13 protein-coding genes and 1 pseudogene are annotated in these 12,784 nt (G+C 58.9%); 5 read left to right on the top strand and 9 right to left on the bottom strand.

What is annotated here, in order from left to right; translation table 11 throughout:
- Positions 1-15: 15 nt before the first annotated feature.
- The 4 genes and pseudogenes from OH720_RS15835 to OH720_RS15820 form a co-directional block, all read right to left on the bottom strand.
- The gene (locus tag OH720_RS15835; RefSeq protein ID WP_272601908.1) at positions 16-1,395 is read right to left on the bottom strand and encodes an MBL fold metallo-hydrolase RNA specificity domain-containing protein; all 1,380 of its coding nucleotides are present in this window, start codon (positions 1,393-1,395) and stop codon (positions 16-18) included.
- A gap of 97 nt (positions 1,396-1,492) precedes the next feature.
- A complete protein-coding gene (locus tag OH720_RS15830; protein WP_272601907.1) occupies positions 1,493-2,413 on the bottom strand; it encodes a universal stress protein in 921 nt (306 codons plus the stop codon).
- Positions 2,414-2,490: 77 nt separating this feature from the next.
- Positions 2,491-2,634 carry an alanine-zipper protein gene (locus OH720_RS15825; RefSeq protein ID WP_272601906.1) on the bottom strand — a complete coding sequence of 48 codons (144 nt, stop codon included), beginning with the start codon at positions 2,632-2,634 and terminating at the stop codon, positions 2,491-2,493.
- Positions 2,635-2,711: 77 nt separating this feature from the next.
- A pseudogene (locus OH720_RS15820) lies at positions 2,712-2,957 on the bottom strand (phosphoketolase); the annotation flags it as partial.
- A gap of 229 nt (positions 2,958-3,186) precedes the next feature.
- Between OH720_RS15820 and OH720_RS15815 the strand changes: the two are divergent.
- Entirely contained in the window at positions 3,187-3,930 is a 744-nt protein-coding gene (locus tag OH720_RS15815; RefSeq protein WP_272601905.1) for a helix-turn-helix domain-containing protein, read from the top strand.
- Between the two features lie 71 nt (positions 3,931-4,001).
- On the opposite strand, the gene OH720_RS15810 is transcribed toward OH720_RS15815, so the two are convergent.
- The 3 genes from OH720_RS15810 to OH720_RS15800 all read right to left on the bottom strand — a co-directional run bounded on the left by OH720_RS15810 (position 4,002) and on the right by OH720_RS15800 (position 6,520).
- Complete coding sequence (locus tag OH720_RS15810; RefSeq protein WP_272601904.1) at positions 4,002-4,925, bottom strand: universal stress protein; 924 nt, start codon at positions 4,923-4,925, stop codon at positions 4,002-4,004.
- Between the two features lie 238 nt (positions 4,926-5,163).
- A complete protein-coding gene (locus tag OH720_RS15805; protein ID WP_272601903.1) occupies positions 5,164-5,406 on the bottom strand; it encodes a hypothetical protein in 243 nt (80 codons plus the stop codon).
- Positions 5,407-5,446: 40 nt separating this feature from the next.
- Positions 5,447-6,520 carry an NAD(P)-dependent alcohol dehydrogenase gene (locus OH720_RS15800; protein ID WP_272601902.1) on the bottom strand — a complete coding sequence of 358 codons (1,074 nt, stop codon included), beginning with the start codon at positions 6,518-6,520 and terminating at the stop codon, positions 5,447-5,449.
- 238 nt (positions 6,521-6,758) lie between these two features.
- Between OH720_RS15800 and OH720_RS15795 the strand changes: the two genes are divergently transcribed.
- The 3 genes from OH720_RS15795 (at position 6,759) to OH720_RS15785 (ending at position 9,916) form a co-directional block, all read left to right on the top strand.
- Positions 6,759-7,679 carry a universal stress protein gene (locus OH720_RS15795; protein ID WP_272606458.1) on the top strand — a complete coding sequence of 307 codons (921 nt, stop codon included), beginning with the start codon at positions 6,759-6,761 and terminating at the stop codon, positions 7,677-7,679.
- 471 nt (positions 7,680-8,150) lie between these two features.
- The gene (locus tag OH720_RS15790) at positions 8,151-9,023 is read left to right on the top strand and encodes a GNAT family N-acetyltransferase (protein ID WP_272601901.1); all 873 of its coding nucleotides are present in this window, start codon (positions 8,151-8,153) and stop codon (positions 9,021-9,023) included.
- A complete protein-coding gene (locus OH720_RS15785; RefSeq protein WP_272601900.1) occupies positions 9,023-9,916 on the top strand; it encodes a polysaccharide deacetylase family protein in 894 nt (297 codons plus the stop codon). The genes OH720_RS15790 and OH720_RS15785 overlap by 1 nt, the downstream gene beginning before the upstream one ends.
- A gap of 173 nt (positions 9,917-10,089) precedes the next feature.
- On the opposite strand, the gene OH720_RS15780 is transcribed toward OH720_RS15785, so the two are convergent.
- A complete protein-coding gene (locus OH720_RS15780) occupies positions 10,090-10,230 on the bottom strand; it encodes a hypothetical protein (protein WP_442967195.1) in 141 nt (46 codons plus the stop codon).
- Between the two features lie 144 nt (positions 10,231-10,374).
- Between OH720_RS15780 and OH720_RS15775 the strand changes: the two genes are divergently transcribed.
- Complete coding sequence (locus tag OH720_RS15775; protein ID WP_272606457.1) at positions 10,375-11,694, top strand: carbohydrate porin; 1,320 nt, start codon at positions 10,375-10,377, stop codon at positions 11,692-11,694.
- Between the two features lie 170 nt (positions 11,695-11,864).
- Here OH720_RS15775 and OH720_RS15770 read toward each other — a convergent pair whose 3' ends face one another.
- Entirely contained in the window at positions 11,865-12,770 is a 906-nt protein-coding gene (locus tag OH720_RS15770) for a DNA-binding protein (protein ID WP_272601899.1), read from the bottom strand.
- Between the last annotated feature and the right edge of the window lie 14 nt (positions 12,771-12,784).

Here is a 12,784-nt window from a genome sequence, read left to right as displayed (position 1 = left end):
ATTTTTTCAATGCGGTTAGTTTTCAGGGAGATCAACAGGGGCAAGTTCGACGCTATCGCGATACTCTGGCACCGAAACCGTCCATCCCAACTCCAGGCTGATGCGACGGCGCAGCACATCCGATGCGTTGGGTTCCCCATGCACCACAAAGGTGTGTTTTGGAGGTCGCTTGAACCCACGCAGCCACTGCATGATTTCATCAGCATCGGCATGCGCAGACAGGGTTTGCATCGGTACCACTTCGGCGCGCACTGGCACGTCTTTACCGTGGATACGAACTGAAGGAGCCCCCGCGACAATCTGCGCCCCACGGGTGCCACCGGCCTGAAAACCCGGCATCAGCAACGTGTTAGACGGATTGGGAGCCAGCGCCTTGAGGTGATGGACCACCCGCCCTCCGGTCGCCATGCCGCTGGCGGCGATAATTACCGCCGGGGTGCGTTGCTGATCGAGTTCTCTGGAATCCTGGACAGTCCGTACGAATTGCGCCACGTGGCACATACCTTCGCAGTCCTCTTGGGACAATCTGTGCTCGCTGCGAAAACGCTGGTACAGGCTCGTGACATCGGTGGCCATCGGGCTGTTCAGGTAGACAGGAATATCGGGAATCGCCCTTTTGCGTTTCAACTGATACAGGTGATACATCAACAGCTGGGCACGTCCTACAGCGAACGACGGCACCAGGGTAATTCCTTGGCGCAGCGCAGTACGGGTGATGACCTCAGCCAATTGCTCCTGCGGCGATTCGACTGGATGTTTACGGTCGCCGTAAGTCGACTCCACCAGCAGGTAATCCGCCTGCTCGACGGTTTCCGGAGCGAACATCAAAGGATCGTCAGGTCGCCCCAAATCCCCGGAAAACACCAAGTCCATGCCATTGGCGCTCACTTGCACCGTTGCCGCCCCCAGGATATGCCCGGCGCATCGAAGCTCGATGGTCATGTCCGGGACAATTTGAACCTTGTGGTGCAGCTCCACTGGCCGCAACAGTTTTAGCGCATGCTCGGCATCTTGCTCAGTGTAAAGCGGCAGTGCCGGGCTGTGTTTTGAAAAGCCATGGCGATTGGCGAACTCAGCCTCTTCTTCCTGCAAGCGACCACTGTCGAGCAGCAGAATTCTCACCAGCTCACAGGTCGCGGGCGTAGCATAAACCGGGCCACGATAACCATTGCGCACCAGTACGGGCAGATAACCGCTGTGATCGAGATGGGCATGGGTCAGCACAATCGCATCCAGTTCGCTGACCGGGAGCTGGAACGGGTCCCGGTTGTGTAATCGCAGTTGCTTGTAGCCCTGGAACAACCCGCAATCGACCAGCACATGCTGGTTACGATGCTCCAGCAGGTACTTGCTGCCCGTGACGGTACCCGCGGCACCTAGAAATGTGATTCGCATGGCCGATTCCTTGAACATTCAGGGGAGCGCTATTGATCGCTCCTTTTGCTTCAAGGCCAGTTGATTTTTATCAACTGCAAGCTTGTCAGTGCCTCTTTCAGTCGGGCGGGGGGAATGGTTTGACAATCATCAAACTGCACGGTGCCCGGTTTAGAACACTTTCAGCAGTACTACCGATAAACCAGTCATTTCCATGGGGATAAACCGTACCCAACACTACGATGTCAAAGGCATTCTGTTGAGCGAAAAGTCCGATGACTTTCTGGGGGTTACCCGTCAACGAATGTCGACACTTATGTTTGATGCAATAGCGCTCGGCAAGCACATCAAGGGCCTCTTGCTGGGCATCCTGAATCGCATCCCTCAAACTGTCATCCAGACTGCCTGTCGGCACACTCATCGGTGCATCGCTCATCACTGACCAACGACTGACATTAAGCACGTGCAGTGCAGCCCCGCAGCTGGCTGCCAGCGTAGAGGCCAGATCGAGTATTCGGTCATTCAAGCCCTGAGTCAGCTCCTCCAGATGGGACAGATCGATCGCCGCGAGAATTTTCAATGGTTTTGGATTTGCGGCACTGGTCACCAGGTGCAAGTGCGCCGGACACTCGCGCAGCAGGCGCCAGTCCAGAGGTCGGTGAAAGGCACGGTCGAGTGCCGGCACGTAATGGGTGTCCTTGATCACCAGATCCGGGAGGAAGTCATTCACGTATTCAAGCAGGTGCGTCAAACTCGACTTGGCCCAGACCACTTCAGTGGTCACCTGCATTCCGATGCATCGTTGAAACCGGGCTTGCTGCTCTAGCCAATGCCGGTGCACCTGCAGGTATCCCTCCCTGGCCTGGGCCATCGCATCGTGATCAAGAAGACCCGCCACCGCCAGTGCCGGGACATAATCGAACGCGACAATATGCAATAACGAGCCGGTTGCACCGGCCAGGGCATATGCACGCTGAAATGCCGGGCTAAGGGTCATTTCGCTAGGCGCTATCATTAGGATTCGTTTGAGTTTGAGCATCACTTACCTCTCACAGAAACGTTAACTACCTGATTGCACGCCTGATTCCCTGCCGAGGGTCTCGAGGCAATCGACGGTTATTTGCGACTCGCCCTCTCCAGCATCCGCCTGGCGCGTTCTTTTGCTCCATCGGCTGTGCCTTGCGCCTGTGCGGCCGCGGCCAGCTGCGCTTTTACGTACGCCTCGTCGGCGCTATCGCAACTGCAAAAGTTGTTGTTCAAGTATCTGGCGTTGTCCGGTAGGAGCGTTGATTTTTATCAACTAAATCGGTGGCACCGTAAAGCCGCCCTCACTGGATTTAGTGGCCCGCTCCCGGCGCCCATTGCCAGTTCAGTACTTCGGGCATTTCCTGTCCATGCTCGATGAGGTAGAGCTTGTGTTTTTCCATGGTCGACCAGTAGCGCGAGCGCGCGGCTTGCAACTGATCGTGCAACCGGGGCATCCATTCGATGACGTCCAGCGCCAGCCGATAGCGATCCAGGTTGTTGATCACCGCCATATCGAATGGCGTCGTGGTCGCGCCCTCCTCATTGAAGCCGCGCATCTGATCCACCGATCAATATGAATTGATTTTGTGAGCCTGGCAGAGATGGGACTTGATTTACCTCAAGTTTCAGAGCAGCTGTTACTGAGCCATTCAATACCGTTCTGATATTTACTTGGAACGCAGGATATGGATCCACTCGTCGAATCCCGATCGTTGGTGTCCCGTTTTCCTGCTGCGACGGCGATCGAGAAACTATGCTCTATTAGCTGATATGGAGGGATTTCGCATGATTGAAACTCGATCCTATCGCGACCATCACCTCAAAACTGCATGTTCCAGTTGCAGCGTGTTGGAGTTGTGTCTGCCACTAGGACTGACCGGTGGGGAAATCGAGCGCCTGGACACGTTGATCATCCAGCGACTCAAGGTCAGGAAAGGCGCAGCACTCTACCGTGCAAGCGATCAGTTTCGCTCCCTTTACGCCGTGCGAATCGGTTCTTTCAAGACCAGCGTGGTTTCAGTTGATGGTCGCGAGCAAGTCACAGGGTTCCAGATTCCCGGCGAAATGCTCGGCCTGGATGCCATCAGCACCGATCTGCATACGTGCAACGCGGTTGCCCTGGAGGACAGCGAAGTCTGCCCCATCCATTTTTCCCACCTGGAAAAACTTGCCCGAGAGCTGCCTTCACTGCAGCACAACCTCAACAAAATCCTCAGCCGGGAAATCGTTCGCGATCACGACATGCTGATGATGCTGGGCAACATGAATTCGGATGAACGCCTGGCCGCTTTCCTGCTGAATATGTCGCAACGCTTGAACTCTCGCGGCTATTCGGCCAACAGCTTTGTGCTGAAAATGCGGCGGGAGGAAATTGGCTCCTTCCTGGGCCTGCGCCTGGAAACCGTCTGTCGCGGCATTGCGCACCTGCGTGACCAAGGACTGGTGGAAATCAACGGACGCGACGTCAACATTCGCAGCCTCGATGGGCTCAAGCAACTGATCGTGGGCTGCCATCGCCACCTCAGCTAGGCGCTGGAACGGTTAGGCACCGGCCAGTTCAACGGCAAGCTCGTGCACATTCCCTGACGCGCTACCTGACCTCAGGATTGCAGCATTCGCCCCGGTTTTATCGCCAATACACTGCACGGCGCCCGATGCAAGAGTTGCTCGGCCGTGGTGCCTAGACGTTTGCTTAAACCCTTGTGCTGCACCGTGCCCATGACAATGACGTCAGTGCCGTGCTCGGCGGCGAATTCACAAATACTCGGCACGGGTATGCCTTCCCTGAAGTGACGACGTTCCGGTGGCACGCCGTGGCGTTCAGCGATGGCCGCAAACGCGTCATGCTGAGCCGTTCCCAACATTTCATATATTCCGGTGGCCAACGGCAATGCGCCAAAGCCCATGTCCTGAACGTATACAGCCGTCCAGTCATACACATGCAGCAGTTCAAGACTGGCATCACAGACAGCGGCCAATTTCGCTGCTGCGTCGATAATCTGGTCGTTGAACATCCGGCCCAGTTCCTCATCGCGCAACACATCAATAATGGCCAGTACGTTACGGGGCCGGGGATATAAAGGCGTGGTCACCAGATGCACCGGCACCGAACACTCACGCAGCAGCTGCCAGTCCAGCGGCGTGAAAAACACGCGCTTGAGCGCCGATTCTTCCTGGGCGTCCTTAATGATCAGGGTCAGCGGCATCTCGTTGATAAAGTGCAGGATCTCTTCATAAGGATCCTCTACCCACACCACCTCGCTGGTAACCTGCACGCCATGCTTGCTCATCAATCCGGCCTGATCGGCGAGCCATAGCTGATGAGTTTTCAGATAGCCGTCCCGGGCCAGACTGAATTGTTCAGGTGCGATCAACCCAACTACCGCCAAGGCCTGTGAGTAGTCGAACGCCACGATATGCAAGGGCAAGTGCATCGCCAGCGCCAGCGCCGCAGCCCGGTCGAATGCCGGAGTACGGGTCATGGCAGGGGGCGCGACCAGGAGTAAACGTTGAGTTTGCGACATGGGGCACCTCGGCACACGGCCATTTCAATCCAGTAGTAGGAACCACAGATTGATTAATACCTGTTCCGACCACTTGATATTTGTCAGTTACACGCGCGATGTCCGTCAGTTCAACCCCAAACCCGCCCACATCGCGAGTGTCAGCAACAACCGATCTTGATCGGCTGTTTGGCCTGTCAGCCCAATGGTTTGGTTCATTGGGTTGTCATCCGCATGAGTCCCTTGCTGACCCAAAGGGTTACTCGACAAAATCGGCTCGAGACTGTTCGCCCTTGGGACAGGCCGTTCGACGGTCAGGCATCGGTCTGGTAACGGCTGCCGGGGAAGGGGAAATCGGCCAGGCATGCGGTGCTTCGATACGCGTCTTGAGTTGGCCAACGAAAGCCCGCGCTTCGCCCAGGCTATTGAAGTTCACTTCCAGGGCATCCATGCACACGACCCAGCAATGGCTTGCCGGTTTCTCCATGATATCAATGATCATAGACACCTCCGTTCCACTTCGAGAATAAAGCCGGACACCCTCACGGCGTAATCGCGACCTTCATCACACCGTCCCGTTGGTGGGCAAACAACTCATAAGCCGCCTCGATATCATCAAGTTTGAAACGGTGAGTCACCAGTGGTGACAGGTCCACGCCACCACTCTGCACCACCGCCATCAGGCGGCGCATGCGTTCCTTGCCGCCGGGGCACAAGGTGGTGACGATGCTGTAATCTCCCAACCCTGCAGCAAAGGCATCGAGTGGAATGCGCAGATCACTGGAGTAAACGCCAAGGCTGGACAGTCGACCGCCCGGACGCAGCACGCGCAGCGCGGACTCGAAAGTCCCTTGGGTCCCCAGTGCCTCGATGGACACGTCGACTCCCCGACCATCGGTCAGGGCCATGATCTGCTCGACCACGTTACCGTCCTTGAAGTTGACGATATGGGTCGCGCCCAACCGTCGCGCAACGTTCATCCGCTCAACCACGGCATCGACGCCAATGATTGTCGTCGCGCCTTTAAGGCGTGCACCTGCGACCGCACAAAGGCCTATTGGCCCAAGGGCAAACACGGCAACCGTATCGCCGATGGTCACTTCGCCCCGTTCTGCCCCGGAAAACCCGGTGGACATGATGTCCGGGCACATCAACACCTGCTCGTCACTGAGCCCGTCGGGAATCGGGCACAAATTGGCAAGGGCGTCCGGTACCAGCACGTACTCGGCCTGGCAGCCGTCGATGATGTTGCCGAACTTCCAGCCCCCGATAGCGCGAAAACCATGGCGCGTGTCTGGTCCATCCTGTGACGCGCAACCACACAGACAGGCATAACTTTGCCCGCTGGGCGTGATGGCACCGGCAATCACCCGCTGGCCTTCGACAAAGCCGCGCACTTGGGAACCCAGGCGCTCAATGATGCCCACCGGCTCATGGCCTACAGTCAGGCCCTTGGCCACCGGGTATTCTCCGCGCAAGATGTGCACGTCGGTTCCGCAAATAGTCGTGGTGGTGATACGGATCAATGCATCCTGCGGCCCGACTTCAGGGATGGGTTTGTCTTCCAGCACGATCCGGTTCCGTTCAACGAAAACAGCCGCTTTCATGGTTGCCATGGTGTTCCCTCCTCTACCGTGCGCAAGCCAACCTCCCGTACGAACCCAAAGACTGCGCCGGGGAGATCGACGAAAGATTGATCATGGTCAACAAATCTGTCACTGGACGAGACGTGGGCGACCACACGTCGGGCAGCATCGTGCTTCTCCACGCCATTTGACAAAGATCAACCCCGTCGCTCTGGTCTTCAGCAGGATTTGGGCAAGCAATTGCGTGATTACCTACCGGAGATTTGTCATGTCTGATCAATCACGTTTCATGCTGGTCGTCTCGCCGTTGATGGAAAACAGCCCGGCCTTCGACCGGGCCGCTGCGCTGGCCAAGGCCTCGGATGCGGCACTGCACATCGTGGCGTTCGATTATCTCGAGGGGCTGGCGACCGCTGGAATGGTCAACGAACAAGCGCAGGAACAGATGCGACTAGGCTATGTCGAGCGCCATCGTCAATGGCTTGAAGACCAGGCCAGACCGATGCGCAAGATCGGGGTTCACGTCACCACTGAAGTGGTCTGGGTGGAGCGGCCGCTGCAGGAAATCCTCATTCATCTCAAAGAACAGCCGATGGCGGCATTGATCAAGGCGCTGGAACACGAATCGCTGCTGTCACGTCTGATGTTTACCACTCTGGATATCCATTTGCTGCGCGAATGCCCGGTGCCACTGCATTTTGTCAGCCATATGCGCCACGCATTGCCGCGCAAGATCGTCGCCGCCGTCGACCCTTTTCATTGCGATGACCAATACGAAGGTTTCAACGACAGGATTCTGCGCGAGGCGTCAAAACTGGCCGCTACCTGCAACGCTGAGCTCGACGTGGTCTACGCCCATGACCTTTCATCCATCAGCGCAGATGAATTCGGTTTCAGTAATGGCTCGGCATTTTTTTTCTCGAGTAAAGCCAAGACGCTGTTCGACGCGCAGGCTGACGCGTTCCGCGAGCTTTCGGAGCGCAACGGTATTGCGCCGGAGCACCAGCACATGATCATGGGTAATCCGGTCAAGGTGCTTTCCAGCTATGCCGGGGCTTATGACACTGATGTCATTGTCATGGGTCGCATCGGTCACGGCGCCATGGAGCGATTAATCGGCAGCACTGTGGAGCATCTGCTGTACAAGATGCCGTGCAGCGTGTGGGTGGTTTCACCTGAAATAAATTGAGAGATGGATTATTGCCTATCAAAAGAAATACGTGACGGGATTGGGCGAAGAAACCAACGCCGCCAGTACTGGAGTCGTCGCCACGCTCGTCACGGTGCAAGACACTGCAGCGAGTCTCAAGCCTGTTGGCGATGGCAAGGCGAATGTTTTCTTTGCCGAACGCACGATGCGCAAACGTGAACTCATCGTAATACCATGAAGCTCGCCTAGGCCTCAGGCGGCAAGGTGGTTAGATCGCCTTCTCGCGGATAACATGACACCCGGCAAGCTCGGGGGACGAGTATCGGCACCAGGTGCGTAGGGATTGCGAATAGCGTCCATGTTTCTACCCAAATTATGGAGTTTATTTAAATTCGATAAAATGCCTGTATGTCGATAGATTCAATGCTGGTTCCCTCCCCGCTTTATCCCGAAGCCCCGACATCTGCTAGCGTTTAACCTACTCGATTAGCAATTGAGGAGAACTTCGCAGTGTCGAAAAAGCTGGTCATACGCAACATGACCCGTCCCGAGCTGGACGAGCTCGTCGGTTGGGCTGCCCGTGAAGGCTGGAATCCCGGCGTTCACGATGCCGAGCTGTTCTGGGCTGCGGACCCTGCCGCCTTCATCGCGGCGTCCCTGGGCGGCGAATTGATCGGCGGCGGCGCCATCACTTCCTACCATGGCGAATTCGGTTTCATGGGGTTTTTCATCGTCCGGCCTGAATTTCGCGGCCAAGGCCTGGGCAATACCCTCTGGCACGCACGCCGCGAGCGACTCCTCGCCCGCCTGCGCCCAGGCGCAAGCATCGGCATGGACGGAGTCTTCGCGATGCAGGACTACTACGCCAAGGGTGGTTTCGTCTTCTCCCATCGCAATATGCGTTTTCGTGCCGATGCTGCCAAACGCCCGGCGATCTCGCAGGCAGACGACCAGGCCATCGTTGCGTTGGCCACTTTCCCGTTCGATCAGGTTGTCGATTACGACCGCACCTGTTTCCCGGCCGAGCGCGCCGACTTTCTGAGGGGGTGGATAGCCCAGGCTGACGCCCTCGCCGTGGGTTGCCAGCGTGATGGCAAACTCAGCGGCTATGGCGTAGCAAGGCGCTGCCTTGAAGGCTACAAGATCGGCCCCTTGTTCGCCGATGACGCCCTGACAGCCAATGCCCTCTATGCGCGCCTGGCGGAATTTGCGCAGGGTGCCCCGTTGTTTCTCGATGCCCCGGAGAATAACCCCGCCGCGATGGCGCTCGTGCGCCAACAGGGCATGGTCGAGGTTTTTGGCTGTGCACGCATGTACCTCGGCCCTCCTCCGGCGATCGCGCACGAACGCGTGTTCGGCGTCACCACCTTCGAGCTGGGCTGATGCCCGCCCGCGACCTCATCGGTTATGGTGGCTGCCCGCCTCACCCGCGATGGCCCGGTGAGGCGCGCGTTGCGGTGCAGTTCGTCCTGAACATAGAGGAAGGCGCAGAGTCATGCATCCTCAATGGCGATGCGCAGTCGGAGGCCTGGCTTCACGAACTGCCGGGCCGCCCGCCGCGTGTGGGGGAAGCGGACTTGAGCGTCGAGGGCATGTACGAATACGGAGCGCGCGCCGGTGTGTGGCGCATTCTCGAGCTGTTCAGCGCCCGAGGCCTGCCGCTGACCGCCTTCGCCGTAGGCCGGGCACTGGAACTCACCCCGGCGATTGGCCATGCGCTGTGCGCTGCCGGGCATGAGATTGCCGGGCATGGCTACCGTTGGCTGGACTATCGCGACATGCCTGAAGACCAGGAGCGGCTCCATATCCGCCTCACGCTAGACGTGATCGAGCAGATCTGCGGCAAACGCCCCGTGGGTTGGTACACAGGCAGGGTCAGCCAGAACACCCGCCGCCTGCTGCGCGAGGAAGGCGGGTTTCTCTATAGCTCCGACGCCTACAACGATGACCTGCCCTATTGGCTCCCAGGCGAGCCCGCCCACCTGGTGATCCCTTACACACTGGTCAATAACGACGCCCGCTATCTGCTGCCGAATGGTTTCGCCTGTGGTGATGACTTCTTCCGGCTGCTCAAGGATGCTTTCGACCTGCTGTGGCAGGAAGGCGCGCAACATCCGAAGATGATGAGTGTCGGCCTGCATGGGCGGATCAGTGGCCATCCTGGTCGTGCGCTGGCGCTGGCGCGCTTTCTCGATTACGTGCAAGGCCATGACGCGGTGTGGATCTGTCGGCGTGAAGAAATTGCCAGGCACTGGATAGCGCAATTTCCTGCTTGAGTGGTGACCCACTGAAGCAACTGTTTTCGATGTAGACCGCGGGCATTCAGGTCGCCCGCGTCATCGTTGACGTGCATCGCGAGCAAGCATCGCTCCTACAGGGGACCGCGTACGATTGTCCAGCCAGTTTGGCCATTCAACCCACCGCCCCCCCGCTCAATCGCAAAGTTGTTTCAGGCCTGGGCCACCGGCATCACCTCCAGGCTGTTGATGTTGATTTGCGCCGACTGGTTCATCAGCCAGAAGATCGTCTCGGCGATGTCCGCAGGTTGCAGCGGCTGTTGGTTGCACTGGAATCGCTGATCGCGCCCCATCCAAACGCATTATCCCGTACAGTCGCACCCCGTTGGCACCCTGCGCGGGTGACGAAAATGCGCGGATACCCGCGCCGCAACCCGCTGCCGAAAACCGTTGGGGGTCGTCCTTTTTGACTGGAACAGGATGGGGAATTGTTTAAGATGCGATCCATGCCGTACCCGATGAAAGCCTGCCTGGTGGTGTTGGCCTGGTCCGGTTGTACCGCCGCCAATGCCGCCAGCAGCGCCAGTCCGGCTGCCCCCGGCAAACCCAAATGCATGAATTACGACCAATACCTGACCCGCGCCGAAATCGTCATCAAGCCCGTGCCGATCTGCGGCCGTATCAGCCCGGAGCTCGGCGGCCTGCGCGAAGCCCTGGCCGAGCACGGCCTTGGCTTTACCGCGACCTCCTTCAATGGCTACACCTATGACGTGCTCGGACACAATGCCAAGCCTCAGGTGTACAACGGGCAGAACCCCAGCTACAACGCGTCCCTCAATACCTACCTGACCTACGACCTGACCCGCGTGGGCTTTGCCAATGACGCGCAATTCACCCTCGCCGCGCAGTGGGTGGGCGCCAACTACACGCCGGCCAACCCGCGTGTCACCACCATGACCGTGTTTGCGATCAACCAGTCGTTCTTCAATCATCAGCTTGAGCTGGAATACGGCTACATCACCGGCGTACGCCTGTTCTACGGCATCGCACTGGGTGGCAACGCCTCCACGGCAGCACTCGGTCCGAGCAGCGTGGTGCCGTTCCAGGTGGGCATGTCAGCCACCGAGCCGACGCCGACCCTGAACGTGATCGTGCGCGACCCAAAGCTGCGTTATTACAACAGCTTCGCGGTCACTCGCAGCGTCAGCCCCGGCGGCATTGCCCAGGACGTGGAAGACAACCCCAGCGGTTTTCGCCTGAGCGTGCCGAACGCAAAGGCACTGTTCATCGACGAGTTCGGCTACAAGCGCGCCGCCAGCGCCAGCGAGAATTCGGCCTGGTTTCGCGCCGGCGCGCTGTACAACACCAGTCAATACACCGAGTTCAAGTCCGGCGAGAAATCCGACAACAACTATGGGATGTACCTTGCCGGCACCCTGCAGGTCAGCAAACCCTGGGGCGATGCGCGGGGCTGGTACCTGGACAGCAAGGTCGACTATTCACCGGACTCGGTCAACGCCATCAACAAGGCCATCCAGTTCACCGCATTCAACGTCGGGCCCTTCGTCAACCGGCCGACGGACATGCTCGCGTTCGGCGTGACCAAAAGCTACTACAGCAAGGAACTGCGTGACGTGTATACCGGTTCCCGCATGAACACCGCTGACTACACCCTGGCCGCGACCGCCTCCTACGCCGCGCAGTTAACGTCCGGCATCTACCTGATCAGCGGCCTGACCTATACTCATAACCCGGTGCTTACCCCAGTGCACGGCGATGCACTGTTGTTGCAGGAGTCGCTGAACTTCCTGTTCTGAGTTCACCCGCACGTCACCCCCTCTCGACCCAATCCCCCCCCTGCTACACCACCATCGCCCACTTGATAGCCCGCCGGCGCCGAATGTTTGCCCTGGCCGTTTGAGCTCAAGCCGTGCAATCCGGTTTTTGCGTTTCGAAAAGGAGGCAAAGGGCATCACAACACTCACGTTTAGACTGAGCCCTGCGCCGCGGGCGTTTTGCGTATGCGCGCCTTGCGCTTGGCGGGTGGTGCTTCGCGCACCTGGATCAGTTGCTGCTCCAGGGTATCGGCACGGGCCTGCTGCGCCGCGGCGCGTTGCTGGACTTGATTGAATTCGGTCTGGCTCAACTCGATTCTGCGCTGCAACTGCTCGACTTGCCGGCCGGTGGCCTTGAGTTGGATCGCCATCGCCTTGCCCTCCTCCCGCGCACGGTCGACCTCTCGGTGTGCCCGATCCTCGACCCCGCGCACGTAGCTCTCTTGTGCGGCGCGCTCCTGCTCGGCCTTTACCCGCAGCGACTGTAAATCCTCCTCGGCCTTGAGTCGCAGCGACTGTAGATCCTGCTGCAGTGCCTGGTTGTGCTGCTGGGCTTCGCGGCGCTCATGCAACAAACCTTCACGCTGCTGTTGCAGGTCCTCGATCTGCGTCTGGCGCTGGGACAACAGCAGCTCCAGATCTGCCAGACGCAACTCGGCTGCCTGGCGTCCAGCCAGAGCCTCCGCCGCCTGCTGGCGAAACTGTGCTGCGTCCTGACGCGCCTGATCCTCGATCTCGGCGACCCGCTCGCGCTCTGCGATCAGCACCTTGCGTTGTTCCGCCAGCCCTTGTTCGGCGACGCCCTGCGCCAGGTGAATCGCCTGCTGCCACACCGCGACAAACGCTTGCGAGACCTCGCCGGGCAGCGCTGGCAGACGGGTCTCGCCGCTCAGTCGCTCTGCCAGGCGCGCCCACCATTGATCGAGCAGGCCGCCAACCCGCGCCGGACTGCCACGCCCCAGCTCCAGGCGCACGCGTTCCACGGTCGGGCGCTCGCCGCGGGCCAGCACCGCGTCCGCCGCCGCAAACACGTCATTTTCCGGCACCCCTACTGCCATGGCTCACCTCCGGG

Origin of the sequence: Pseudomonas sp. WJP1 (assembly GCF_028471945.1) — a bacterium.
Classification (GTDB): Bacteria; Pseudomonadota; Gammaproteobacteria; order Pseudomonadales; family Pseudomonadaceae; genus Aquipseudomonas.
The sequence above is the reverse complement of the archived record's forward strand: the minus strand, read 5'-3'. Positions and strand labels throughout refer to the sequence as shown.

Coding starts and splice junctions, on each gene's coding strand:
- OH720_RS15835 (WP_272601908.1), bottom strand. CDS start 1,395: ATGCGAATCACATTTCTAGGTGCCGCGGGTACCGTCACGGGCAGCAAG.
- OH720_RS15830 (WP_272601907.1), bottom strand. CDS start 2,413: ATGCTCAAACTCAAACGAATCCTAATGATAGCGCCTAGCGAAATGACC.
- OH720_RS15815 (WP_272601905.1), top strand. CDS start 3,187: ATGATTGAAACTCGATCCTATCGCGACCATCACCTCAAAACTGCATGT.
- OH720_RS15810 (WP_272601904.1), bottom strand. CDS start 4,925: ATGTCGCAAACTCAACGTTTACTCCTGGTCGCGCCCCCTGCCATGACC.
- OH720_RS15805 (WP_272601903.1), bottom strand. CDS start 5,406: ATGATCATTGATATCATGGAGAAACCGGCAAGCCATTGCTGGGTCGTG.
- OH720_RS15800 (WP_272601902.1), bottom strand. CDS start 6,520: ATGGCAACCATGAAAGCGGCTGTTTTCGTTGAACGGAACCGGATCGTG.
- OH720_RS15795 (WP_272606458.1), top strand. CDS start 6,759: ATGTCTGATCAATCACGTTTCATGCTGGTCGTCTCGCCGTTGATGGAA.
- OH720_RS15785 (WP_272601900.1), top strand. CDS start 9,023: ATGCCCGCCCGCGACCTCATCGGTTATGGTGGCTGCCCGCCTCACCCG.
- OH720_RS15780 (WP_442967195.1), bottom strand. CDS start 10,230: ATGGGGCGCGATCAGCGATTCCAGTGCAACCAACAGCCGCTGCAACCT.
- OH720_RS15775 (WP_272606457.1), top strand. CDS start 10,375: ATGCGATCCATGCCGTACCCGATGAAAGCCTGCCTGGTGGTGTTGGCC.
- OH720_RS15770 (WP_272601899.1), bottom strand. CDS start 12,770: ATGGCAGTAGGGGTGCCGGAAAATGACGTGTTTGCGGCGGCGGACGCG.